This window comes from Collinsella aerofaciens (assembly GCF_028206995.1).
GTDB lineage: Bacteria > Actinomycetota > Coriobacteriia > Coriobacteriales > Coriobacteriaceae > Collinsella > Collinsella aerofaciens_AQ.
The window spans coordinates 151,716-176,695 of the sequence record NZ_JAQLFL010000001.1; the positions used below are offsets into that span (position 1 = coordinate 151,716).

Consider the following 24,980-nt stretch of genomic DNA (forward strand, 5'->3'; position numbering starts at 1 on the left):
AAAACATCGGCGTTGCCGTGGTTGTCGCTGTAGTCATTGGGTAGTCATTGGGGACGTTCTTAAATGACTAGTCAAAGGGGACACTCTTACGGCACTTGGCACTTGGGGACGTTCCTTTTGTGCCGGCACCTGGGGACAGTCCTTATGTCAAGAGATCGGTGCAAGAGGGATAGGTTGCCTTGCGTCGATCTAAATAAGTTGCGGTGAGATAGTTCTTGAATTGGCCTTTTTGGGGCTAAACAGAAACTTTCTCACCGCAACTGAGTTGAGGCGTTTTTTGGCAGCTGGTTTACTTGCTCGCGAACAGCCAGATCAGGATGATTACCAGAATCACGGCGACGATGCAGACGATGGCGCCAGTGAATTTGATGCGTGAGTCGCGGGTACGCTCGCGCACCGCGTCCTCGGTGGCCTCGAGCTGGGCGACTTCTTGCTCGGTCTCGGCGTGTTCGGCTTTGTCTCGGGCCAAGGATCCTGCAAGCGACTCAGTGATCTCTGGATGGTCATGCACCTCGGTCGCCTGCTCGATGATCGACTGTGCATGTGCGGCATCTGCTTGGGCGTTGGCGATGCTTTGCTCTTGGTCGCGGCGTGCCTTGTCCTCGGCGGCTATCTTCTCGCGCAGTTCGCGCTGGCGCGTCGTGGCGGCAGTTTTCGCCGTCTGCAGCTCGTCGCGCGCGGCATCGGCCTCAGTCGTCACGGCTTGGTGTGCGCGTTTGGCTTCGGCAATGGGGGCTTGAGCCTGCTCGACGGCCTGCTCGGCTGCGGCAAGCGAGTGCTCAAGGTCGGCGGTGATGCGCGGGACATCTTCTTCGGCTTTTCGCAGGGCATCTGCCGTGTCGGAGATCTGCATCGAGAGCTCGCTGGTGCGCACCGTATAGTTGGCGGGATTTGCCGAGGGATTGCGTTGCAGCTCGGCATACTCATGACGCAGCGTCTCGAGCTGGGCGCGCGTGGCGTCGACGGTTTGTTGTGCGGCCGCAATGCCGGCGTCTCGCTCGGCCTTCACCTTGTCGCGGATGCGCTTGGAATCCTCAAGACGTCGAACGAGGCGGTTGCCGGTCTCGCGAGAGCTTGCCTCGCGGGCCTCCACGGCGTCGAGCGCGGCCTTCAGGCGGAGCTCAGTCGCGTCATCCTCTGTCTTCATTTGTTCGAACTGACCCTTGAGCTCTGTCGCTTTGGCGGCGTGGGCATCACGGTCAATCTCGGCTGCCGCGGCGGCCTTTTGCGCTGTAGCAATCGCTTGGCGCTGGTCGGCGACGATCTGGTCGTAGCGGCCTGCGATATCCTGGCGCGTCTCGAGTTCCTCGGCCTGATCGGCAATGCGCTGCTCAAGTTCGGTCAGGTGGGCGCGGGCATCGGCAAGTGCCTTTTTCGCGGCGTTCATCTCGCGCATGGCCGAGGCGCCCTGGGCGATAAAGGTGCCCACGGCGTTCGCGGTGTTCGAGACAGCGGTCCCCAGATCGCGGCTCGCGGCGGGGGAGTGCGGGGCGGTCGGGCGAGTGGTGTCGGCAGCGTCCGCATCGGCAGTCTGCGGCGCGGCGATATTGCCGGTACCGCCCTCGACCACAGAAAAGCCTGCTGCGTGCGGATCGACCGCATCGGCGCCAATCGTGGGGTGCTCGAGCTGGAGAAACGAGGGCATGGTACTGCCCTGGTCGGCAACCGGAGTCTCGCCGGGCACAAAGGTCGAGGCCGCCTCGGCGGCCTCCTCTTCCTCGGCATCAATATCGGCATCGGCGACGGCGTCTTTCATCGCTTTGACGGCATCCATCATGGAGTCCATGACGGCATCGAGCTCTTCTTCCGAAGACACCTCGATGGGGCCTGCCGCCTGTGGCGCGGGGTCTGTGTCGGGTTCGGCATCGCTCGGCTCCGGCTGCTCGCTTTCGTCATGCTCGACAGTATCGTCTGTGTCTGTTGCTTTATCCGCATCGGCGTGCACATCTGCGGCAGCGTGCACATCTGCGGCAGCGGGCGCATCTGCGGTGGCGGGCGCATCGGTGGAGGCGTCGACGCAGGTAGGAGTATCGCAGTCGTCGACGGCGTCTGCGGAATGATCAATATGCTCTTGAGTCTGGGGGTCCAGCTCGTCTGTCATAGGCATGTGCTCCTCATCGTTGTTTGTCACCCTATGATAAGGTCTCGCGCCGACATCCCGCGCGCCGCAGCAAAGTTTCAAAACGTGTTCGATGGCTCGATCTGATAACAATAACTCGGCCGTTTTATCCAGTTTGTACTTGACAATCCCTTCGCCGAACTACGTGGTGCCGTTCGCCTACCGCGGTCTTTTATTTTTGCTTGAACACGCTAAAGTTGCATCTCAGCTTTTGGCGCGTGAAGTTGGATACGCGCAGTCGGCGGGCGTGCCCGTCGCGATTTGAAAGGACTTTGTATGGGACTTTTCACTGGTAAGACCGTGATCGTCACCGGCGGCGGCAAGGCCACACTTAAGGACGGTTCCGCTGGCTCCATCGGCTACGGCATCGATATCGCATTTGCCAAGGAGGGCGCGAACCTCGTCATCACCGGCCGCAACGTCGCCAAGCTCGAGGCCGCCAAGGAGTCTCTCGAGGCCGAGTACGGTGTCAAGGTTCTGCCTGTTCAGGCCGATGTCTCGGCTGGTCAGGACAACGAGGCCGTCGTCCAGAACGTCATCGACAAGGCCATTGAGGAGTTCGGCCGCATCGACGCCGTCGTCAACAATGCTCAGGCTAGCGCCTCGGGCGTGACCATCGCCGATCACACCATGGATCAGTTTAACCTGGCCATTTACTCCGGTCTGTATGCTACCTATCTGTACATGCAGAAGGCCTATCCGCACCTGAAGGAGACCAAGGGCTCCGTGGTCAACTTTGCCTCGGGCGCCGGCCTGTTTGGCAACTATGGCCAGTGCAGCTATGCTGCCGCCAAGGAGGGCATCCGCGGCCTGACCCGCGTTGCCGCCAACGAGTGGGGCAAGGACGGCATCAACGTCAACATCGTGTGCCCGCTTGCTTGGACCGCTGCGCTCGAGAACTTCCAGGATGCCTATCCCGAGGCGTTCAAGGCCAACGTCCACATGCCGCCGGCTGGTCACTACGGCGACGTCGAGAAGGAAATCGGCCGCGTGGTCGTTCAGCTCTGCGGTCCCGACTTTAAGTACATGAACGGCGAGACCGTCACCCTCGAGGGTGGCATGGGCCAGCGGCCGTAGGGGTTACGCGGTTTTACCAAACCGCGTAACGGCTCGACGCTGCGCGGGCCGCATTTGGACAATCTGACGTTCAACTTCAAGGGCGCGACCAGAAGGTCAGCGCCCTTTCGTTTCACGTCACCTTGTCTCAAATGCGGCCCGCTCGCTGACTTATGCTCAACCTGCGGCGCCATTTTGCTTGAAGGCACCTTGCTCGCTCTGGCGGGTTTTCGCTGTCGGTGCCATAGCATCGGCGTTGCTGTGGCTGTCGGAAATGATCCGTTGTCGCAAGGGGCAGGTTTCCTTTGCACCAGTTTCTGTCGAGTCGGTGCTCTTTGCGGGTTGCCCGTATAATGGTTTGCGTATGAACCGCAACCAAGGAGTTCCAGTTTATGGACCAGAGCCTTTTTAAATTCGACCTGATCGCCGAGGACCCGACGACGCATGCGCGTGCCGGCGTGCTGCACACCCCGCACGGCGACATCGAGACACCGATCTTCATGCCCGTGGGCACCAAGGCAAACGTCAAGGGCATTCCTACCGAGACCGTCAAACAGCTCGGCGCCCAGATCGTGCTTGCCAATACCTATCACCTGTCCATGCGTCCCGGCGAGGACACCATCGCCGAGCTGGGCGGCCTGCACAAGTTTATGAACTGGCACGGCCCTATCCTCACCGACTCGGGCGGTTTCCAGGTCTTCAGTCACAACGATGCCGTCAAGCTCACTGACGAGGGCGTGCGCTTTATCGTCAACGATTACGACGGCCGCCACGTGTTCTGGACACCCGAGGACAACATGGAGATCGCCATGAAGCTCGGCTCCGACATCTGCATGCAGCTGGACCAGTGCCCGGGCTATCCCGCCACGCGCGCCTACGTTGAGCGCGCCGTTGAGCTGTCGAGCATGTGGGCCGAGCGCTGCTATAAGGCGCATACCCGCGACGACCAGGCACTCTTTGGCATCGTTCAGGGCGGCATGCACCTGGACCTGCGCTTGCGCTCGCTGCGCCATCTGGAGGAGTGCGGCGACTTCCCCGGTTACGGCATCGGCGGCTACTCGGTGGGCGAGGACCACGAGACCATGTTCGAGACCCTGGCACCGCTCGTAAGCGAGTACATGCCCAAGCACAAGCCACGCTACCTGATGGGCGTCGGCAACCCCACCACCCTCGTGCGCGGTGTGGGCGTGGGCATCGACATGTTCGACTGCGTGCTGCCGACGCGCACCGGCCGCATGGGCACGGCGTTCTCCAGCGAGGGTCGCCTCAACTTCCGCAACGCGCGTTTTGCGCACGACGACGGCCCCATCGATCCCACCTGCACCTGCCCGGTGTGCACGGGCGGCTACAGCCGCGCGCTCATCCGCCACATGGTCACGCAGAAGGAGATGCTCGGCGGCATTCTGCTGTCGATGCACAACATCTACTACCTGCTCAACCTTATGCAGCGTGCCCGCCAGGCCATTATCGAGGGCCGTTACGGTGCATTCGTGAGCGACTGGATGAACAGTCCTGCCGCGGTGGATTACTAAGGGCGACAGGCGCGCTTACAGAGCGTGGGCAACGGCAAAGGCTGAGCGGCAGCCGCTCGTCACATTCGCTGACGTCGGCTGCGCGACCGCTGACCGATGCCTTGCAAGCGCATAACGCATCGTGGGTACCATACCGAATAGTTGATGTTCGGGCGGGTGTTTGACGCATGGCGTCGACCCCGCCCGCTTTTCTTTTTCTCGATAGGAGTACCCATGATTAAGAATGAGAACGTCGAGGGCGAGCCCGCCTACGACGAGACGTACCGCCGCGGCCCCGTGGTTATGCGCGGTCCCATGATTCCTAAGGACAACACCTACGCCAACCTGCTGGCGCCCGAGGAGTCGACCGACTGGCTGCATGCCGATCCGTGGCGCGTACTGCGCATCCAGGCCGAGTTTGTCGATGGCTTTGGCGCACTTGCCGAGTTAGGGCCTGCGGTGACCATCTTCGGTAGTGCCCGTACGCCCAAGACCGATCCACTCTACAAGGCGGCGCGCACGGTCGGCCGTAAGATTGCCCAGCGCGGCGTGGCGGTTATCACCGGCGGTGGTCCTGGTGTCATGGAAGCGGCTAATAAGGGGGCGGCGAGCGTCAACGGCAAGTCAGTTGGTTTGGGCATTGAGCTGCCGCACGAGCAGGGGCTCAACAAATACGTGAACCTCGGTATGGACTTCCGTTACTTCTTTGTGCGCAAGACCATGTTCGTCAAATACAGCTCGGGTGCCATTGTGTTTCCCGGTGGTTTTGGTACGCTCGACGAGATGTTCGAGGTGCTCACGCTGGTGCAAACGCACAAGGTCAAGCGCATGCCGCTTGTGCTGGTGGGCACCGAGTACTGGCAGGGCCTATTCGACTGGCTCAACGGTCCGGTGATGGGCGCCGGCATGATCAGCCCGCTCGATCCGGATCTGGTACACATTACCGACGACCTCAACGAGGCCGTCGACATCGCCCTGAGCGGGCTGATGTAGATCAATCGTGCCCACGCGACATGAATACGCATGGCAATCTGATGTTATTTAACATCAGATTGCCATTTATATTGGGTATACTGGTGTAAAAGACGAGGGCGAGGAGGTCGCAAATGTCTACAGCAACAGTTAAGCCTACGACGGTTCGAATCGAAGAGGGGCTCAAGGAGCAGGCGACTGAGTTCTTGGATTCGGTCGGCCTCAGCCTCAATTCCTATCTCAATCTTGCCGTTCGGCAGCTGGTAAATCAGCGAAAGATTCCTTTTGAGATTGTAGGAAGGGCGGAGGTGCCCAACGAGGCGACGAGGCGTGCCATGGTGATCGCCGAGGCTCATGAGTTGGGGATTTTGCCGGACGATAGCCCGTCATTCAATAACGCTGATGAGCTTATGTCATTCCTCGATGAGGAATAGCGATGTTCGAGATTAAAGTCGAGGCTCAATTTAAGGCGGACTACAAACGAACGATGCGCATGCATCCGCAGCTAAAAAGTGAGTTTAAAGCGGCGGTTGCAGAGCTTGTGGCTCATGGGTCACTTCCGGCGGAGTATGGCGCCCACGAGCTCTCAAACCCGGGCGGAAACTACAACGGCCACATCGATTTCCACCTATCCGATGGCTTGGTCGATGTGGTCGTTCTTTATCTTCCCCATAAGACTAACCCAGTGATTAGGCTGGTGAGAATGGGCTCGCATGAGGAACTGTTTCAGGGTCCGCTGGGCTGATCGCCGATTTCCAAGTTGCGGTGGAATAGGGACTGATTTGCGGTCGATTGGCCAAAAACAGTCCCTATTTCACCGCAACTGATAGGCGCGCCCCGTTCGCTGCTGCGGCCCCCGGTTCTCCTCATTGCTGGATTTCGCTCAAAAACTCAGCGGCGACTTCGTTGCTTTTGAAACGGATGCTGCGGTCTTCTTTCTTGGGGAATGCCAGCAGCGGGATAGTCCCGTACCAGACAGTTTCCTCGTCAATCACGGCCGCGCACAGCCGCCCTTTGGCCTTGACGGAATAGTCGACGTTCATCTCGGCAAAAATTGCTTTCGCGTCATCGCGCGGAGGTGAGGCAACATAAACCTCAAGGGTAATCCCACGGGCGGCTGCGCCTGCGAGTGTGGTGGTGAGTTTCGTGAGGCATGCGGCGGATGCGTAGGATGCGGCTATGAAGGCACTCTTTGTGGCACCGGTGATGTCTTTAATTAATGCCTCAATAGCGTTTGCTGGCTCTATGAGAATGTTGTAATCGGGTTGCTCACTGTCCTCTGCTGAATAAATTTCGTAGCCCAGCTTGGCGTACGTCTTGAGTCTCTTCTGGTACATGCGAGCGAGCATGGGTATCGACAGGTCAATGTAGTCGAATATCTCAATCTGTTGCTTGCCCTCGTGGCTTCTGTGCAGTCTGCCCGCCTGCTGCGTTACACTGCCGTCCCAAGATATCGGCGTGGCAATGAATAGGGTGTCAAGGTAGGACAGATCGAAGCCCTCGCTCAGAAGGCTTTCGGTGGCGACGATGATTCGATGTTCATGCTCAAGGCCGGGAAGACTGTTCAGTATCGTTTTTCTTTCTTTGGCACCGATTTCTCCGGTTAAGAGTATGGGTTCGTGTCTGCGATCATTAAGCAGCCTGAACAGTTCCTCAGCATGCTTTTTCCTTTTGGATAGTATGAGCGGATGCCGACCGTTTGACGCTGCTTCGAGGGCGTCATCGACAATCAATTCGTTTCTTGCCGCATGTGCACACAGCAGATCAAGAATCTGATTGAAGCTTGCACCCGGCTCGTAGGCAGATAGCCGAATGCCGGTAAATCTCGGCCGCACGATGCGCTGGATGCCCTGCTGAATTGCCTGCGTTTTTGGATCGATGGCATAGCGAAGCGGGCCGCAGAGCATCGAGAGCGCGCGTGTGAGTCCGTCGGAGCGCTCGGGTGTCGCGGAAAGGCCATATACATATTTGGCTGGAACGGACTTGAGGACGAGCTCGAGCTGAGGCGCGGCAGCATGGTGGCATTCGTCGCAGATAATGAGGCCGTAATTACAAACAAGGTCCTTAACTATCGGCTCCCCGGTTTGGGAGTCTTTGCCGGATAGCGACTGAAAGGAAGCGACGTCGATAAGGCCGCTGACGGCGGTTTTGCCCCCTCCGATTTGTCCAATAAGGGGAGGTTGCTTTTTGCTGATTCGTCCTTTTGGCGTTCGGACCGGCTCTCTGGTGTCCGTAATGTCGAGAAATCGTTCGAGCTGCGATTTCCATTGGGCTATGAGCGCGGTCTTTGGAACAATGACGAGCGCCGGAAGACCAACGGCGGCAATAAGATAAGCTCCGATGACGGTTTTACCGAAGCCCGTTGGTGCAGACATGATTCCGTCTTCGTATTCAAGCATCTGGTCGGCGGCAATTTGCTGTTCGGGATGAAGGGTCCCTTTGAATGCCATCTCAATTGGATTGCCCGTGCTACGTTCGTCTGAATAATGGGCAGTAACGTGGGCTTCTTGAATCAGCTGCTCAAGTTGGGCTTTGCAGCCTCTGGGAATCGCGACGCGGCCATCTCTAAGTTCGCTGAGGTCTATGAGTCGCGGTTTGCCGAATACTGATTGATGCATAGATTGCGCACGGAAGAACTCCGGGTTGGCAAATGTCGCAAGCCTGCGGACTTCCATTTGAGCTGCCGGGCTCAGAGACTTTTCGGGGATGTAGAGCATATCGGCTTGTGTGACGGGCAGGTTCGAGGGGAAGTCTCGTGGCGTGAGCGGGAGCCGCTTTCGTGGCTTTTGGACATTGCGCCTGGTTTTGTTTGTCGCTGCAGCTGTTGCTATTCCAAGCGGTTTGTTTTCGGTGTCCTCGATCAGACGATCCACCGTCGCACGCGAGATTAGTTGGATTTGCGAAAGGTAAAGCCATTGGTCGGGAAAGGGCTCGAATCGTTCGTCAACAAATACGCTGTTTCCTTTCCGCTGCGCTTTTCCCTGAAAAGGCAGCGCAATGAGATTTCCAAAGCCGCCCTCAGGAATGGTGGACTGCGCGGGTAGCATTCGGTCAAAGGTTTCGAAGGTGATTGACTTGTTGAGCGCCGCCGCTTCGATGATAAGGCAGCTCCCAAAATCCCGCGCGGTCTTTGCGCTCACAGATTCGAGAAAGAAAAACCAGATATGCGCGCCGTTGCCTGACCTCGATCGCTCAATCGCTGCATCGATTCCATGCTTCTTTGCGACAAGCCTGATAGCGTTTGCCGCTTCTTTCCAGTCGGCTTTGTCAAAATCGATGACAAGGACATTCGTGTTGCAGTCTTTGTCGAGAACATATTGACCTATGACGTCCCGGAGCCTGTCGTCGCTGCCTTTGAAATGGGCGATAATGGCGGCATCGTTCAGCTCAAGGAATGTGCGGCTGCGACATTCAGCGCATTTAATTCTCTGATGGTTTGCTTTGGGACAAATGCCTGGCCTCCACTCATTTGCGCAGGCGGGTGTATAGCCGATGCCCCCGTCTTTTCTGCGATACCCGTGAGCGTGCACATCTTTGCGACCGGAAAATAGATTGCGAAAGAGCTCGAGTTTGTCGCGCGCTGGGCTCGCGCTGGTAACGATGCCCTCGGTCTGTGCATGTTCGTTGAAAGATTTGCCGGCTTTGTCCCATTCTTCGAGTGTCGCGTAACGGATGTCTGGACCGTTGCTACAGATGACGATTTGCTTACGCGGATCCGAAGCGTGGACAACCGTTTTATTGAGTTTGAATAAGGCGTTCCCGAAAAGGGCGTATTGATGCACGGCGTTGCTCATTTGAATGCCATTCTTGTCTGCGTTCATTGGGATGAGGGTACGCCATTTCGGCTATTTGAGATACTCGACTTTGATTTTGGTTCGGTGATAGTGGGGTGCCGCTCCGTGAGCGGCATTCGGCGGTTCGCTGTCTTTCGACTATTCGGCCCCTTTCCCACCGCAATTCCTAAAGGGATGCCGGCGCGCCTTGAGTTGGGGTGCACCGGCATGATGGCTTTGCTACGGCTGGCTGTACCTTGGTTGTTCGATAGCTCCTGCCTGCCCGATCTAGTCAGGCTGGTATTTGTTGGAGCTGGACGTTTGCCCAGATAAAACATGCCAAAATAAACCTGTCCCTATTTGGCAGGTTGGTAGCGGGGGCAGTAGCTGATGGCGATGGCGTCGACGCCTACGTGGGTGGCGATGGTGCAGCCGATGGGGCCGGTGCCGGCGTCTACGTAGTCCTGGCCCGCGAGCGCCTCGTTGACAAGTTCCTGCTCCTCGGCGGCGCCGGTCGTGAGCACGCGCACGCTTGAGCCCGGGTGCTCGTCCAAAAACGCGAGGCAATCTGCCATGGTGTTGGCGACGATGCGCTTGGCGCCGCGGCCCTTTTTGATTGCCTTGATCTCGCCCGATTTCCACTCCGGCGAAACGGCCAGGCGAATGTTGAGCATTTGCGTGAGCTGGCCGGCGAGCTTGGGCGCGCGGCCGTTCTTAACGAGATTCTCGAGCGTGCGGGGAATCAGCAGCAGGTGGGCGTCGGGCAGCGTCGCGCGGATCTGCGCCTCGGTCTCGTCCAGGCTGCGGCCGTCCTCGCGCATGGCCAGCGCGTACTCCACCAGCAGGCCCTCGGCGCCCGAGCCGGTGCGCGAGTCGATGCAGCGCACGTCGAGCTCGTGGGTCTCGGCGACCAGGCATGCGTTGGAATAGCAGGCGGACCACTCGCTGCACAGCGAGATAAAGATGGCGCTATCGTGGCCGTCGGCGCGCACGCGGTCAAAGAGTTCCTTGAACTCGCCGGCACTCGGCTGCGAGGTGTGCGGCAGCTGCTCGGAGCCGGCCATGCGGGCGACGTACTCTTGGGCGGTAATCTGCACCTGGTCGAGCAGGTCCTCGCCCTCGATAATCACATGCAGCGGAATCACGTAAATGCCGAGCTCTTGGGCGCGGGCGGGGGAGATGTCCGACGTGGAGTCGGTTATGATGGCAAAAGACATAATTGCACCTTTCGTTGGGGCGCGACGGCGCCGCCTTCTGAGAGCAAAGTGCGACAAGTATAGTGGAGTCGTTCCACATTTCTAGGTTCAATTGTTGAATAGTCAACAGTTTGAAGTGTCGGTGTGGAAATCGTCAACTGGGGAAGAGGGATGCCGATGGAGGCGCTGGAGATATGCAAGCGGCCGGTCGTGCTGTTTGATTTTGATGGCACGGTGGCCGATACGGGTCGGGCGGTGATGACCTCGACGCGCAAGACGCTGGCTGCACGCGGGTTTTCGGAGGCGCAGATGGGTGACCTGCGTCGCATGATCGGGCCGCCCCTGTGGAAGAGTTTTCACGACTTTTATGGCTTCTCCCGCGAGGAGTCGCTTGTGGTGGCCGACGAGTACCGCGCCTTTTTTGACGAGCTGGGACCGGAGGAGTATCCCGTGTTTGACGGGATCCCCGAGCTGCTGGATGGGTTGGTCGCCCAGGGCAAGCGCTTGGCCGTGGCGACGTCGCGCATGGAGGCAAAGTGCGTTGACATGGTGGGAGAGCTGGGACTTTCTCAGTTTGAGGCGGTGGTTGGCATGAATCCGCCGCAGGGGCGCGAGACCAAGGCCGATTCGGTCCGCGACGCGTTGGCGGCCTTGGGTGCGGCCGCGGGCGATGCCGTGATGATCGGCGACCGCTTTAACGATGTGGAGGGCGCGCACGCGATGGGTGTGCCGTGTATCGGCATCTATTCGGGCGCGGCGGCGCCGGGGGAGCACGAGGCCGCGGGTGCCGATGCGGTGGTGCACTCGGTGGCCGAGCTTGCTAAACTTTTCGCTATATAAGTATGTGATGTGAGGGGCGGGCACGCTCGCCGCTCATTGGTAAGGAGGTCGTCCATGAATCAGGTGGAGCAGAGCGTTGCCGAGTATGTCGACGAGGTCTGGGAAGATGTCGTCGCCGATATCGAGCAGCTGGTGAGCTATCCGTCTGTGGCCGTTGCTGCCGATGCGGAGCCCGGTGCGCCGTTTGGCCGCCAGGTCCGTGATGCGCTCGATTGCGCGCTCGGCATTGCGCAAAAGCTCGGCTATCAGACGAGCGACGACGAGGGCTATGTGGGCATTGCCGATATTCCTGGCCGCGGCGACAAACAGCTCGCGACCATCTGCCACGTGGACGTGGTGCCCGCCGGTCCCGGCTGGAACACCGACCCGTTTGCGATGGAGCGCCGCGAGGGCTGGCTGCTCGGCCGTGGCGTGATCGACGACAAGGGCCCGGCGGTGTTGTCGCTCTACGCCGGCGCTTATCTGCTCAAACACGGCATTGTGCCGCGCTATACCTTCCGCGCGCTGCTGGGCTGCGATGAGGAAGTGGGTATGTCCGACGTTCACCATTATCTGGAGAACCACGCGAACCCCGACTTTCTGTTTACGCCCGATGCTGAGTTCCCGGTCTGCAATGCCGAGAAGGGCCAGTTTGGGGCGACGTTTGTGAGCTCCAAGATTGACGGCGGGCGCATTGTGTCGTGGAGCGGCGCCGAAGCGAGCAACGCCATTCCGTCGCAGTCTATCTGCGAGCTTGCGATTGCCGCCGATGAGCTGCCGGCGCCTGTTGAGAACGCCGACCGCCTGGAGATCACGGCGCTCGGCAACGGGCATGCGCAGATTTTCGCCCACGGCATTGGCGGTCATGCCTCGATGCCCGAGGGAACAATCAATGCCGTCGGCCTCATCGTGGCGTATCTGCGCGAGGCCGAGGATGCGTTTGGTGCGCGCGACGAGCGCCTGCTGACGCCTGCCGAGCACGAGTTTGTCAAGTTTCTGGCCTTTGTGCATGCGGACGCCTATGGCCGCGGCCTGGGTATCGACGCGACGAGCCCGGCGTTTGGCCCGCTCACCTGCAACCCCGGCGTCATCCGCGTGGCGGATGGCCACATTGAGCAGGTCATCGACGTGCGTTTCCCCGACAGCACGAGCGCCGATACCATCTGCGAGCAGCTCGAGCCGCTCGTGGGCCGCTTTGGTGTGACGTATCTCGTGGGTCGTACCAAGGTGCCGTTCTCGGTCTCTGCCGACGATCCGGCCGTGAAAGCGCTGATTGATACCTATAACGAGTTTACGGGCAAGCATGCCGAGCCCTTCGCCATGGGCGGTGGCACGTACGCGCGCAACTTTGCCCGCGCCGTATCGTTTGGCCCCGAGGAGACCGGCCTTGAGCTGCCCGCGTGGGGCGGCCAGATGCACGGCCCCAACGAGTGTGCCAACGAGGAACAGCTCAAGCAAGCGCTCAAGATCTATATTGTTGCGATCTTAAGGCTCAACGAGCTCGAGCTTTAAGATTGCGGCGTTTTGCCAATCTAAGTTGCGGTGGAATAGTTCCTAGAATCGGCTGCCTAACAGCCAAACAGGAACTATTTCACCGCAACTTCTTTTTTATCGGTGTAAAAGGCGGGCCATGCTTGTCAGCGGGATTGTTATTCGTTTGTAAAGGCTGGGCCGCGCTTGCGGTAAGGGTCTATCAGATGCCCGTAAAAAACCGCAGTTGGCGCGGGCACTGCCCGATCGAGGCCGTATCTTTCCAAACAGCAAAGCGGGCAGGGTGCCCGCGAGTCGCATGTACGAAAGGAAGATCATGCTCGATCAGGCTTATTCTCGTCGTCAGTTCCTCGGCCTCGCTGGTGGTCTTGCCAGCATCGTCGGTCTCGGTCTCGTTGGCTGCGGCGGCTCAGGCGCTTCCAACGCCGCCGACAAGGGCAGCGTCACTGCCGCTGCCGAGTCCGTCTCCGGCGAGGTGACCTACGACGGCGCCTCCTCGTTCCAGGCTCTCGTCGAGGCTGCTGCCGAGAAGTTCATGGATGCCAACCCGGACGTCTCCGTTTCCGGCTCGGGCAACGGTTCGGGCAAGGGTCTGACCGCTGTCGCCGCAGGCACCGTCACCATCGGTAACTCCGACGTCTTCGCCGAGACCAAGCTCGAGGCCGACCAGGTCAAGAACCTCGTCGACCACGAGGTTGCCGTCGTGGGCATGGGTCCCGTCGTCTCCAAGAACGTCAAGGTCGACGACCTGTCCCTCGAGCAGCTCAAGGGCATCTTCTCCGGCCAGATCACCAACTGGAAGGAGGTCGGCGGCGACGACGCTGCCATCGTCGTGCTCAACCGCAAGGCCGGCTCCGGCACCCGCGCCACCTTCGATGCCGCCGTCTTTGGCGACGAGACTGTCGACTTTAAGGGCGACGCCGAGCTCGACAAATCAGGCGATGTCCAGACTCAGATGGCCAGCACCGACAACGCCATCTCCTATCTCGACTTCTCGCACTTCGACGACTCAAAGTTCAACGCCATCAAGGTCGAGGGCGTCGAGCCCAAGAGCAAGAATGTCACCGACGACTCCTTCAAGATCTGGGCTACCGAGCACATGTACTGCTCCAAGGACGCTGACGAGGCTACCAAGGCCTTCCTTGAGTTCATGCTCTCCGACGACGTCCAGGGCAAGCTCGTCGAGGAGCAGGGCTTTATCCCCGTCTCTGCCATGAAGGTCGTCAAGGACGTCAGCGGCAAGGTCTCCGCTAAATAAGTAATCGCCCCGGAAAGGTTTGCAATGGCAAAACAGCTGCCAAAGCGCGACCTTGAGAACGTGGGCCTGGGCGTCACGGGCGCGTGCGTTGCGCTCGTGACGCTTGTCGTTGCCGCGCTCATCTTTATGGTCGCCCAAAAGGGCCTCTCGGCTTTTCTCAAGGACGGCGTTTCGGTCGTCGAGTTCTTCACCGGCACCAAGTGGGACCTGGCCAACACAGCCGAAAGCGGCCTGCCCTACACCGGCGCCCTGCCCCTGATTGTCACCTCGTTTGCGGTCATGGTGCTCTCCACGCTCATCGCGCTGCCCATCGCCATCGGCTCTGCCATCTTTGCGGTCGAGATTCGGCCTAAGTTTGGCTCCAAGGTCTTTCAGCCGCTTATTGAGCTTTTGGCTGGCATTCCCTCGGTCGTCTTTGGCCTGATCGGCTTTCACGTTGTCGTCGGCCTTATGAAGAGCGTTTTCCACGTGAGCACGGGCCTGGGCATCTTGCCCGGCGCCATCGTGCTGGCCGTCATGATCCTGCCGACCATGACCACGCTTTCGGTCGATGGCCTGCGCGCCGTGCCCGACAGCTACCGACAGGGCTCGCTCGCGCTGGGCTATACCCGCTGGCAGACCATCTGGCACGTGGTGCTCAAGAGCGCCATGCCGTCGCTCATGACCGCGGTCATCCTTGGTATGACCCGCGCCTTTGGCGAAACGCTTGCCGTGCGCATGGTTATCGGCGGTATCGAGGCCATGCCGACGTCACTGCTGTCGCCGGCGTCCACCATCACCACCACGCTCACCACGTCTATGGCGGTCTATGCCGAGGGCTCGGCCCAGGACGATGTTCTGTGGGCGCTCGGTCTGCTGCTGATGGGCATGAGCCTCATCTTCATCCTGATCATCCACCTTATCGGCCGCAAGGGGGCGAAGGCTCGTGGCTAGCACGCGTATCCACATCGACGAGGCGAGGCTCGGGCGTGTCCAAAAGCAGGACCGCTTCGCCACGGGCGTGTTGACGGCGATCGTCGCCATCGTCATGCTCATCGTCGTCTCCATGGTGGCCTATATCCTGTTCGAGGGCATCTCGACGCTGTTCCAGCCGGGCTTTCTCACGGAGCCGTCGCGCGCCAACGGAACGCAGGGCGGCGTGTTCTACCAGCTGTTCGACTCGTTCTATCTGCTGTTGATCACCCTGGTCATCTCGGTGCCCATCAGTCTGGGCGGAGCGGTCTTCCTGGTTGAGTACGCGCCGAACGGCCCTATCCGCGACATCGCCTCTACCGCCATCGAGACGCTGTCCTCGCTGCCTTCCATCGTCGTCGGCATGTTCGGCTTTCTGGTGTTCTCGGTGCAGCTGGGCTGGAAGTACTCCATCATCTCCGGCGCCGTCGCTCTCACCATGTTCAATATCCCCATCCTGGTGCGCGTGATTCAGCAGGCGCTCGAGGACGTGCCACAGGCCCAGCGCGATGCATGCCTGGCCATGGGCCTTACCCGCTGGGAGGCCACGCTGCACATCCTGATTCCCGAGGCCATGCCCGCCATCGTGACCGGCATCGTGCTTTCGGCCGGCCGCGTCTTTGGCGAGGCCGCGGCGCTGCTCTTTACCTCGGGCATGAGCTCGCCGGTGCGTCTGAACTTCTTGAGCTTTAACCTGTCGAGCCCCACCTGCGCCTGGAACGTGTTCCGCCCCGGTGAGTCGCTCGCCGTGCACATCTACAAGATCTATGGCGAGGGCAGCCCCGAGGCCCAGCAGATCGTCTGGGGCACCGCCGCACTGCTGATGATCTGCGTGCTGTTGTTTAACGTAATCGCCCGCATCGTGGGCAAGCAACTGGCAAGGAAGATGACGGCCGAATGAGCGAGATGAATGCAACGCCCGCAACCGAGGCGGCCACGTCCGAGACCCAGGACTTTCTGTCGAGTGTGGGGGAGAGCGAGAAGCGCGTTCGCGTGAGCGGCAGGGCCGTGAGCGACGAGGTCGTGCTCTCCACCAAGGACGTCAACGTGTACTATGGCGACCACCATGCCCTGCACAATACGTCGCTCGACTTTCACAAGGGCGAGATCACGGCGCTCATCGGGCCTTCGGGCTGCGGTAAGTCGACCTTCTTGCGTAGCCTCAACCTTATGAATCGCGAGATTCGCGGCTGCCGCGTGGAGGGCGAGATCAACTACCGCGGGCGCAACGTGAATACCAAGACCGAGAACACCTACGAGCTGCGCCGCTCCATTGGCATGGTGTTCCAGCAGCCCAACCCGTTCCGCAAGTCCATTCGCGACAACATCACGTTTGCGCCCAAGCGCCACGGCATCACCGACCGTGACGAGCTCGACCGCATGGTCGAGGAAAGCTTACGCGGCGCGGCGCTGTGGGACGAGGTCAAAGACAAGCTCGATAAGAGCGCCTATGCGCTTTCGGGCGGTCAGCAGCAGCGTCTGTGCATCGCGCGCACGCTGGCGCTCAACCCCGACGTGATTCTGTTCGACGAGCCCTGCTCGGCGCTCGACCCCATCTCGACGCTGGCGATCGAGGACCTCATGTCATCGATCGTGGCCGAGCGCGCCATCGTCATCGTGACGCACAACATGGAGCAGGCGTCGCGCGTGTCCAACCGCACGGCGTTCTTCTACATGGGCGATATGGTCGAGTACGACGAGACTGACGAGATTTTCCAACGGCCCAAGGATAAGCGGCTGAATGATTACCTCACCGGCATGTTCTCCTAGTCCGGGACATGCTTGAGGCCTGCAGCGGCCACGGTTGCCGCAGGACTGATTGGAGAGGCGGGTCATCTCTTGCGGGAGATGGCCCGCCTTTTGCTCTGCGACCGAAACGACCACCACAAAGGGGACAGGCGCCTTCGTGGTGGTTTGGGGTGGGGCTCGCTGCTATCATGGACAACGTTGAATTTCTACGAAGGAGCAGGGCATATGGCGATTCTTTTGGGATGCGATTCCGTCAGCCTAGAGTTTCCCACCAAGCATATTTTCGATAGCGTGACGCTCGGCGTGGGCGAGGGCGACCGCATTGGTATTGTCGGTAAAAACGGCGACGGCAAGTCGACGCTGCTGAGCGTGCTCGCCGGCACGCTGGAGCCCGACGACGGACGCGTGACGCACCGCCGCGGCACGACGATCGGTCTGCTCGGCCAAAAGGACAACCTGGTCGATACTGATACCGTGCATCATGCCGTTGTGGGCGACGCCCCCGAGTACGAGTGGGCGTCGAGCCCCCGCACGCGCCAGATCCTCGCCGGCCTCATCAGCGATGTGCCCTGGGAGGGCACGGTGGGCGAGCTTTCGGGCGGTCAGCGCCGTCGCGTGGACCTCGCGCGCTTGCTGATCGGCGATTACGACGTGCTCATACTCGACGAGCCCACCAACCACCTAGATATGCGCACCATCAACTGGCTCGCGCGTCACTTAAAGGCCCGCTGGCAGCGCGGCCAGGGTGCCATGCTCGTGGTCACGCACGACCGCTGGTTCTTGGACGAGGTCTGCACCAGCATGTGGGAGGTCCACGACGGCCAGGTCGATCCCTTCGAGGGCGGCTATTCGGCATACATCCTGCAGCGCGTGGAGCGCGACCGCATGGCCGCCGTTACCGAGGAGCGCCGTCGCAACATGGCGCGCAAGGAGCTCGCGTGGCTGAGCCGCGGTGCCCAGGCTCGTTCCACCAAGCCCAAGTTTCGCGTGGATGCCGCTCGTGAGCTGATCGCCGACGTGCCGCCCGTGCGTGACGAGCTGGAGCTCAAGCGCCTGGCCGTGAGCCGCTTGGGCAAGCAGGTTATCGATGTGGTTGACGTGGACGCCGGCTATGCGGATACCGATGGTGCGCCCAAGCAGGTGCTCTCCGATGTGACCTGGCTCATCGGTGCGGGCGACCGCTATGGTCTTTTGGGCGAGAACGGCGCCGGCAAGTCGACGCTGCTCGATGTGATCCAGGGCAAGATTGAGCCCACGCGCGGCCGTGTGAAGATTGGCCAGACGGTGCGCTTTGGCGTGCTGTCGCAGCAGCTCGAGGAGCTCGAACCCTTCATGGGCGACACGATCCGCGAGGTCCTCGGCAACTATAAGAAGTATTACGTCATCGACGGCAAGGAGACTTCGCCCGAAAAGCTCTGCGAGCGCCTGGGTTTTACGACGCAGCAGCTCTGGAGCCGCATCGGCGATCTTTCGGGCGGCCAGCGCCGTCGCCTGTCGCTGTTGCTGACGATCCTGGACGAGCCCAACGTGCTTATCCTGGACGAGCCCGGTAACGACCTGGATACCGATATGCTCGCGATTGTCGAGGACCTGCTCGACGGCTGGCCCGGCACGCTGATTCTGGTGACGCACGACCGCTTCTTGATGGAGCGCGTGACCGACCAACAGTGGGCGCTGCTCGACGGTCACCTGACGCATATGCCCGGCGGCGTCGACCAGTACCTGCGCCTGTGCAACGCCACCGCTGAGGGCGAGCCCGTGGGCGCGCCGAGTGCCAAGACCGGCACGTTTGACACCGGTGCCGCGGCGGCTGCGGCCGAAAAGCCCAAGTCGAGTGGCCAGCCCAATGGCCTGTCCAACGCCGAACGCCAGAAGCTCCGCCGCGAGGTGAGTTCGCTCGAGCGCAAGATGGAGACGCAGCGCACCCGCGTTGAGGAGGCCGAGGCAGCAATGGCCCAAGTCGATCCCACCAACTACACGGCGCTCGGCGAGCAGCAGGCAAAGATCGACGAGGCTCACGCTGCCATGGACGAGCTGGAGATGGCGTGGCTCGAGGCGAGCGAAAAGCTCGAGGGCGAGGAGTAAGCGAGAATGATCAAAGCCGCGTTTTTCGATATCGACGGTACGCTGCTGAGCTTTAAGACCCACCGGATTCCGGCGTCGGCGCAGCAGGTGCTCGACAGCTTTCGCGAGCAGGGGATTGCGTGCGTGATCGCCACGGGCCGTCCGACCTACCAGATGCCGGACTGGCTGTTCGACCTGGGCTGGGATGCGTACATTACGCTTTCGGGCCAGCACTGCTTTGATGCCGAGGGAGTTTACCGCAGCTGCCCGATCGATCCGGACGACGTCGCGGTGATTGTGGACCAGGTGGCGCAGGGGCGCTACGACTCGCTGTGCATGCAGGGCGAGAACTCGTTTGTGAACCGCCTGTCCGAGCGCGTGGTGACGGCTGGCAGCAACGCGGGAATCGTCTACCACGAGGAGCTGTTTGAGCACGCCTTTGACGCACCGGTCTACCAGTTCTGCGCCTTTGTGGATCCGGCCGACGAGCATATCGTGACCGATGCGGTGTCACATTCACTCACCACGCGCTGGTGTGATTTGTTCTGTGACATTATCCCTGCCAACGGCGGCAAGGACCTGGGCGTGGCGGCAACGCTGGAGCGGCTGGGTATCGACGCGAGCGAGGCAATCGCCTTTGGCGACGGCGAGAACGACCTGTCGATGTTCTCGGCCGTGGGCACGAGCGTGGCCATGGGTAACGCACAGGACACGGTGAAAGCTGCGGCGACCTATGTGACGACCGCCGTGGACGACGACGGAATCTACAACGCCGCGAAGCACTTTGGCCTGTTATAGCTGCGGCTCGGCACTTGGGGACGTTCCTTTCCTGCCGGCAGCTGGGGATACTCCTTGCGGGGCGTCCCCATTTTGTTTTCGTCCCGCACGTTTTGTGAAACACGGCTAACTTTTCGGCAAAGTAGTAAGACATGGGCAACTTTTGCGGTAAAGTAAGCCGTGGAAAGTATCCAACGGCTAACTAGCAATCATCGCGAAAGGCGGCCCATGGCCCTACGTGAATCCGGAGAAGACTATCTCGAATCGATCTACGTTCTGTCGCAACGTCAGGGCATCGTGCGCTCGATCGACGTCGCGGAGTACCTCGGCGTAACCAAGGCGAGCGTCTCTAAAGCCATGGCGACGCTGGAGAACAGCGGCTATGTTGAAATGGGCAAGCGCGACGTTCATCTGACGGAGTGTGGTCTGGAGGTCGCTCGCCAAATGTGGGAGCGTCACTGCTTTTTCGTGGGGCTGCTGGAGGATGCGGGTGTTTCGGCTGAGGTCGCGTCGCAAGAGGGCTGCCACATGGAGCACTGCCTGAGCGAGGAAAGCTTCGAGAAACTGAGGGCGATGCTGAACCGGGGCGAGGCGACGGGCCAAGCGGCGGAATCCTAACGAACCCCCAGTAGCGCGGAGTTCGCGCAAAGCGCGAACCAGCGATCGGGACCAGCGGCCCTTTCGGCCAAGTCCATTTCAGCAAAGGAACCCCGCCAGCAAGCGATGCCCAAGAATCGCCAGCAACGTTACCGCAGGCCGGGACCGGGCTTGGTTTTGAAAACACTCCGCAGCGCGAGGCCCGCCTTTCCGTTGCTCCGCAGGAGCAGGAAAGACGGGCCTCATGCGCGAGGACGTTTTCAAAACCAAGCCCGGTCCCGGCCGGACAGCCCACGAACGCTACAGGTTCTTGACACCCATCGCGCGCATGGCGTTCAGGATGGCGATGATCGCCACGCCTACGTCGCCGAACACGGCAAGCCACATGTTGGCGATGCCCAGTGCCGCAAGCACCAGAATCAGCAACTTAATGCCCAGCGCAAAGATGATGTTCTGCCAGACGATCGCCATGGTCTTGCGTGCCACGCGGATCGCACGGGAGATATTGGACGGCTTGTCATCCATCAGCACGACGTCGGCCGCCTCGATCGCGGCGTCGGACCCCATGGCGCCCATGGCAATGCCCACATCGGCACGGGTGAGCACGGGTGCATCGTTGATGCCGTCGCCGACAAAGGCGAGCCTGCCCTTGCCGTTCTCGCTCGCAAGCAACGCCTCAACACGGTCGACCTTGTCGCCCGGCAGCAGCTGCGCGTGGAACTCGTCGAGGCCGAGCTGCTTGGCCACCGCAGCAGCCACTTCCTCGCGGTCGCCTGTGAGCATGACGGTGCGCTTGACGCCGGCGGCGTGCAGGTCGCTGATCGTCTGCTCGGCATCGGCCTTGACGGTGTCGGCAATTACAATGTGGCCGGCATAGATGCCATCGACCAGCACGTGAAGAATCGTACCGACGACCTCGCAATCGGGCGCTTCGACTCCGGTCGCGGCGAGCATTTTTGCGTTGCCAACGACGACGTGCTTGCCGTCGATGGTTGCCGTCACGCCATGGCCCGCGTCGTTGGTGGAGTCGCTTACGCGCTTGGGGTCGACCTCGCCATGGTAGGCGACGCGCACGGACTGCGCGATGGGGTGATCGGAGAATGACTCAGCGAGGGCTGCGACCTCAAGCAGCGATTGCTCGGTATAGCCGGCTTCGGGGTGTACTGCCACGACCGAGAACGTGCCGTTGGTGAGCGTGCCGGTCTTGTCGAAGACGACGGTATCCACGTCGGCGAGCGTCTCGAGGTAGTTAGAACCCTTGATGAGAACGCCCAGCTTGGAGGCGCCGCCGATGCCGCCAAAGAAGCTCAGCGGTACGCTGATCACGAGCGCGCACGGGCAGCTGACGACCAGGAAGGTCAGGCCTCGCAGAATCCAGTCAGACCAGGCGCCGGTGACCAGGCCGCCGCCGAGCGCGAGCACCGCGGCCGCGCCGGTGACAGCGGGGGTGTAGACGCGAGCAAAGCGCGTGATGAAGTTCTCAGTGCGCGCCTTCTTTTCGCTGGCATTTTCCACGAGCTCCAGGACGCGTGCGACGGTGGACTCGCCAAAGGGCTTGGTGGTGCGTACGTGGATGAGGCCCGTCATGTTGATGCAGCCGCTGATGATGTCGTCGCCGGACTTGGCGGGGCGGGGGACTGATTCGCCCGTGAGCGCGGCGGTGTCGAGCTGGGTTTCGCCCTCGACGATGACGCCGTCGATAGGCACGCGCTCGCCGGGCTTGACGACGATGACGGTGCCCACGGCGATGTCATCGGGGAAGACCTGTTCGAGTGTGCCGTCGGGTTGCTCGACGTTGGCGTAGTCGGGTGCGATGTCCATCATGGCGCTGATCGATTTATGGCTCTTGCCCACGGCGTATGCCTGGAACAGCTCGCCGACCTGGTAGAACAGCATGACGGCGGCGCCTTCGGCCATGTGCGGATCGGTGTCGGGGAAGAGCACCATGGCAAACGCGCCGATGGTCGCGACGGCCATGAGGAAGCTCTCGTCGAACGCCTTGCCGCGGCGGATGTTGTTGTATGCCTTTTGGAGCACGTCGTAGCCGGCAATCAAAAACGGCACGAGGAACAGCACAAAGCTGGCGTAGATGTCGCCCGGGGTGCCGAATGCGGCGGTAAGGGTGCCGAACTCATCGAGGGCGTACACCACGGCAAAAATGCCCAGCGCTACCAGGATGCGGTTGCGCTTATGCTCGAGTGATTCTTTTTTCTTGCGCTTCTTCTTTTTCTTTTTGGGGTCGGCGGTGGCCATGACTCGTATCCTCCCATTTGAATGTATGAACATTCGCTCATATAATTTCGCGAGCAAAGGCCGCAGCAAGCGCGGCCTTGCAGGTTGGCGTAAACCTGGGCTAGAGAATAATCTCGCAGTCCGGCTCGGCGTCGGCGGTGAACTCCACAACGCGGTCGAGGACCTCGTCGAACTCGGCGTCATCGGCCTCGAGCGTCAACTTCTGGGTCATAAAGTTGACCGAAACGGACTTGACGCCATCGAGCTTGGCCAGCTCGTCCTGAAGCTCGCGCGCACAGTTGGCGCAGTCGATCTCATCGAGCTTAAACTGCTTTTTCATGGTGGGTTCCTTTCCCTGTATTTGCGGCTTGGGTGCAGGCCGCGCTGGTACCGTGGTTGGCTGCTATTCGCAGATGTGGCTCATGCCCTGGTTGAGCATGGTGTAGACGTGGTCGTCGGCGAGCGAGTAGAGGATATTGCGCCCGTCGCGCCGGAATTTAACCAGGTGCGACTGCTTGAGTGTGCGCAGCTGGTGCGATACTGCCGACTGCGAGGTTTCGGTCGCTTCGGCGATGTCTGCCACGCAGAGCTCGCGGCCCATGAGGGCGTAAAGGATCTTGATACGCGTGGTGTCGCTGAAGACCTTGAACAGGTCGGCGAGGTCGTAGAGAAGTTCCTCGTCGGGAAGGTCCTCGGGCGAGCAGGTGGTGGGGATCGCGGGTTCGGTGGCCTCGATGTCGGGTTTCGTTTCATCAACGCGGATGCTCATTGCAATATCCTTTCATATGAACATGCGCTCATATAACTTGCTTTCGATTATATGAGTGTATGTTCATATGTCAATACAATTTGCGTTAATTTCGATGACTGCTTGCCGCCTCTGCGATTTTCTGTGGGTTGGGAGACATCGACGCAATGCTCGCCAACATATTTCGAGATGTTCGGCTAGCATGCTAAGAAAGCCACCTTGAGAAGCATTAGAGCTGTTCATATTTGTACTTTATCTTGTTAAATACCGTGAGAATCAGTTCTTACTCTACGGGAGTTTCTGCAGAATCAGTTTTATCTAAAGTTATATTGAGCATTGCTGCAGCCAATCTGGCACATCGGTGGCCGAATAAGTCGAAAAATGTAGGTGGACATCCGCAGAGATCGCCTTTAGAAGAGCGAATTCTCAATTAGATCAATAATCGTGTCGTCTTCCGTGCGGTTTTCATCGATTTTTGCGAACATGTCGCATTCCCAAGCCCCATTGATTTCCTCAGCAAGGGCCCCGACGTGTTGCATGTCGTCGGGTTCGGGCACATCGTTGATGCTCGGGTCATCAGCTTGCGGATATTGGCTTGCAATTTCGCGCTTGGCGGCCTCTTCTTCTTTGAGTGTCTCCAGGACGCGGCGACCGTATTCGAAGTAGCGCCGCAAGACAAATTGACGAAGAGTTTCTTGCAGGATGGCGAAGTTATCCGGGAGTCGACCGGGCCATATCTTCTCGCGAATGCGAATCGCTTCCATGACCCGTTTAAAAGCGGACTGCTTGAAAAACGAATGACGATTAACCGTGATAACGGCATATCCCATGTTTCGCAGCGTGTTTCGGCGCTCCTCGTCAATTGATTGCTGCTCGGGTTCGTCGTGGTAAAAGCCGTTGTATTCGATATCGGTCATCGAATTTTCGAGCAGCGCGTCGAGGTAGAAAACCGTCCATCGCGTTAGGGCGGCGTATCTTTTGGGGACTGGGATCGGATAATCCGTTTTGATAGCGCGTATGGCTAAGCCACCCATTGACTTGGGCATTGTCAGCATCATGACAAACGCCGTTTCGAGTGGGGAGCGACAGCCTTCGTGTACATAAGAAAGTGCCTTAAGGGCTTTATTGGACCCACGATACCCTGATGCCTCTGAAAAGAAGGCTCTGAGTTCTTCAACGCTGGTTAGGGCTGGGCGCTCGCGATATTGAGTTTCGTCGGACGTTTCAAGCGCGTAGGAGCCGCAGATTTCAAAGTAATACTCAACGAGCTCAGTAAGGTTGAGGTCGGCTGTTGCTTCTAACGCGCACAGCTTGATATCGACGATGTAGACGTTCGGCTCGAGTTCTAGGTAGCTTTCTGCATCAAACGTATAGCGCGAGCAGTGGCAGATGCAGCCCCTACGGTGCCTTTTAGCATTATTGGAAAACGTCAGCACATGGATGCTTTCAGAATCGACATTCTTTCTGTTGAGCCATGCTCGCGCCGCTTCCAGGTCGGACGTGGTCGGCGCAGACACCCTGATCTTTTCCATAGGTAAGGGATCGATCGCGTAGCTTGCGAGCGAGTTGGCTGTTTGGTATACAGCGCGTGCCGTGGTATGTGACAGAACGATTCCCATACGCGCATGATGGCATAGCAGACGCCACATACGCTCGAAACTTCGGGC

At 59.9% G+C, this 24,980-nt stretch carries 21 protein-coding genes; 14 read left to right on the plus strand and 7 right to left on the minus strand.

The features are described from left to right. Nucleotides 1–289: 289 nt before the first annotated feature. On the minus strand, nucleotides 290–2,101 hold the full coding sequence (locus tag PMX60_RS00635) for a coiled-coil domain-containing protein (protein ID WP_022095112.1): 1,812 nt from the start codon (nucleotides 2,099–2,101) through the stop codon (nucleotides 290–292). 294 nt (nucleotides 2,102–2,395) lie between these two features. On the opposite strand from PMX60_RS00635, the gene PMX60_RS00640 reads away from it, so the two are divergent. The 5 genes from PMX60_RS00640 to PMX60_RS00660 all read left to right on the plus strand — a co-directional run bounded on the left by PMX60_RS00640 (nucleotide 2,396) and on the right by PMX60_RS00660 (nucleotide 6,403). Further along, nucleotides 2,396–3,196 (plus strand): SDR family NAD(P)-dependent oxidoreductase, encoded by an 801-nt coding sequence (locus PMX60_RS00640; RefSeq protein WP_006235414.1) that lies wholly within the window; start codon nucleotides 2,396–2,398, stop codon nucleotides 3,194–3,196. 371 nt (nucleotides 3,197–3,567) lie between these two features. Next, complete coding sequence (tgt, locus tag PMX60_RS00645) at nucleotides 3,568–4,707, plus strand: tRNA guanosine(34) transglycosylase Tgt (RefSeq protein ID WP_055285790.1); 1,140 nt, start codon at nucleotides 3,568–3,570, stop codon at nucleotides 4,705–4,707. A gap of 213 nt (nucleotides 4,708–4,920) precedes the next feature. After that, nucleotides 4,921–5,679: an LOG family protein gene (locus tag PMX60_RS00650; RefSeq protein WP_271746523.1), complete on the plus strand. Its 759-nt coding sequence runs from the start codon at nucleotides 4,921–4,923 to the stop codon at nucleotides 5,677–5,679. Nucleotides 5,680–5,792: 113 nt separating this feature from the next. Next, a complete protein-coding gene (locus PMX60_RS00655; RefSeq protein ID WP_022093815.1) occupies nucleotides 5,793–6,092 on the plus strand; it encodes a type II toxin-antitoxin system RelB/DinJ family antitoxin in 300 nt (99 codons plus the stop codon). 2 nt (nucleotides 6,093–6,094) lie between these two features. Continuing rightward, nucleotides 6,095–6,403, plus strand: a complete 309-nt coding sequence (locus PMX60_RS00660; protein WP_055285799.1) for a type II toxin-antitoxin system RelE/ParE family toxin — start codon at nucleotides 6,095–6,097, stop codon at nucleotides 6,401–6,403. Nucleotides 6,404–6,524: 121 nt separating this feature from the next. On the opposite strand, the gene PMX60_RS00665 is transcribed toward PMX60_RS00660, so the two are convergent. Next, complete coding sequence (locus PMX60_RS00665; protein ID WP_271746524.1) at nucleotides 6,525–9,479, minus strand: TOTE conflict system archaeo-eukaryotic primase domain-containing protein; 2,955 nt, start codon at nucleotides 9,477–9,479, stop codon at nucleotides 6,525–6,527. Between the two features lie 308 nt (nucleotides 9,480–9,787). Next, nucleotides 9,788–10,648, minus strand: coding sequence for a DegV family protein (locus PMX60_RS00670; RefSeq protein WP_271746525.1), 861 nt, complete (start codon nucleotides 10,646–10,648; stop codon nucleotides 9,788–9,790). A 156-nt stretch (nucleotides 10,649–10,804) separates the two neighbouring features. Here PMX60_RS00670 and PMX60_RS00675 point away from each other — a divergent pair, with 156 nt between their 5' ends. The 9 genes from PMX60_RS00675 (at nucleotide 10,805) to PMX60_RS00715 (ending at nucleotide 20,354) form a co-directional block, all read left to right on the plus strand. Then, nucleotides 10,805–11,467, plus strand: a complete 663-nt coding sequence (locus PMX60_RS00675) for an HAD hydrolase-like protein (RefSeq protein WP_271746526.1) — start codon at nucleotides 10,805–10,807, stop codon at nucleotides 11,465–11,467. A gap of 54 nt (nucleotides 11,468–11,521) precedes the next feature. Further along, nucleotides 11,522–12,958: a M20 family metallopeptidase gene (locus PMX60_RS00680; protein ID WP_271746527.1), complete on the plus strand. Its 1,437-nt coding sequence runs from the start codon at nucleotides 11,522–11,524 to the stop codon at nucleotides 12,956–12,958. A gap of 295 nt (nucleotides 12,959–13,253) precedes the next feature. After that, a complete protein-coding gene (locus PMX60_RS00685; protein WP_271746528.1) occupies nucleotides 13,254–14,195 on the plus strand; it encodes a phosphate ABC transporter substrate-binding protein in 942 nt (313 codons plus the stop codon). Nucleotides 14,196–14,219: 24 nt separating this feature from the next. Further along, nucleotides 14,220–15,128: a phosphate ABC transporter permease subunit PstC gene (gene pstC / locus PMX60_RS00690; protein ID WP_271746529.1), complete on the plus strand. Its 909-nt coding sequence runs from the start codon at nucleotides 14,220–14,222 to the stop codon at nucleotides 15,126–15,128. Beyond that, nucleotides 15,121–16,047 carry a phosphate ABC transporter permease PstA gene (gene pstA / locus PMX60_RS00695; protein WP_271746530.1) on the plus strand — a complete coding sequence of 309 codons (927 nt, stop codon included), beginning with the start codon at nucleotides 15,121–15,123 and terminating at the stop codon, nucleotides 16,045–16,047. Before pstC ends, pstA begins: the two co-directional genes overlap by 8 nt. Then, entirely contained in the window at nucleotides 16,044–16,916 is an 873-nt protein-coding gene (gene pstB / locus PMX60_RS00700; RefSeq protein ID WP_271746531.1) for a phosphate ABC transporter ATP-binding protein PstB, read from the plus strand. Before pstA ends, pstB begins: the two co-directional genes overlap by 4 nt. A gap of 204 nt (nucleotides 16,917–17,120) precedes the next feature. Further along, nucleotides 17,121–18,980, plus strand: a complete 1,860-nt coding sequence (locus tag PMX60_RS00705) for an ABC-F family ATP-binding cassette domain-containing protein (protein ID WP_271746532.1) — start codon at nucleotides 17,121–17,123, stop codon at nucleotides 18,978–18,980. Nucleotides 18,981–18,986: 6 nt separating this feature from the next. Beyond that, on the plus strand, nucleotides 18,987–19,757 hold the full coding sequence (locus tag PMX60_RS00710) for a Cof-type HAD-IIB family hydrolase (protein ID WP_271746533.1): 771 nt from the start codon (nucleotides 18,987–18,989) through the stop codon (nucleotides 19,755–19,757). Between the two features lie 207 nt (nucleotides 19,758–19,964). After that, complete coding sequence (locus tag PMX60_RS00715) at nucleotides 19,965–20,354, plus strand: metal-dependent transcriptional regulator (protein ID WP_271746534.1); 390 nt, start codon at nucleotides 19,965–19,967, stop codon at nucleotides 20,352–20,354. Nucleotides 20,355–20,633: 279 nt separating this feature from the next. Here the strand turns inward: PMX60_RS00715 and PMX60_RS00720 are convergent, their stop codons facing one another. The 4 genes from PMX60_RS00720 to PMX60_RS00735 form a co-directional block, all read right to left on the minus strand. Further along, complete coding sequence (locus PMX60_RS00720) at nucleotides 20,634–22,586, minus strand: heavy metal translocating P-type ATPase (protein WP_271746535.1); 1,953 nt, start codon at nucleotides 22,584–22,586, stop codon at nucleotides 20,634–20,636. Nucleotides 22,587–22,686: 100 nt separating this feature from the next. Continuing rightward, nucleotides 22,687–22,905 carry a cation transporter gene (locus tag PMX60_RS00725; protein WP_006235433.1) on the minus strand — a complete coding sequence of 73 codons (219 nt, stop codon included), beginning with the start codon at nucleotides 22,903–22,905 and terminating at the stop codon, nucleotides 22,687–22,689. A gap of 63 nt (nucleotides 22,906–22,968) precedes the next feature. Next, nucleotides 22,969–23,334 carry an ArsR/SmtB family transcription factor gene (locus PMX60_RS00730; protein WP_055285819.1) on the minus strand — a complete coding sequence of 122 codons (366 nt, stop codon included), beginning with the start codon at nucleotides 23,332–23,334 and terminating at the stop codon, nucleotides 22,969–22,971. 389 nt (nucleotides 23,335–23,723) lie between these two features. After that, nucleotides 23,724–24,845 (minus strand): hypothetical protein, encoded by a 1,122-nt coding sequence (locus tag PMX60_RS00735; RefSeq protein WP_271746536.1) that lies wholly within the window; start codon nucleotides 24,843–24,845, stop codon nucleotides 23,724–23,726. Nucleotides 24,846–24,980: the final 135 nt, after the last annotated feature.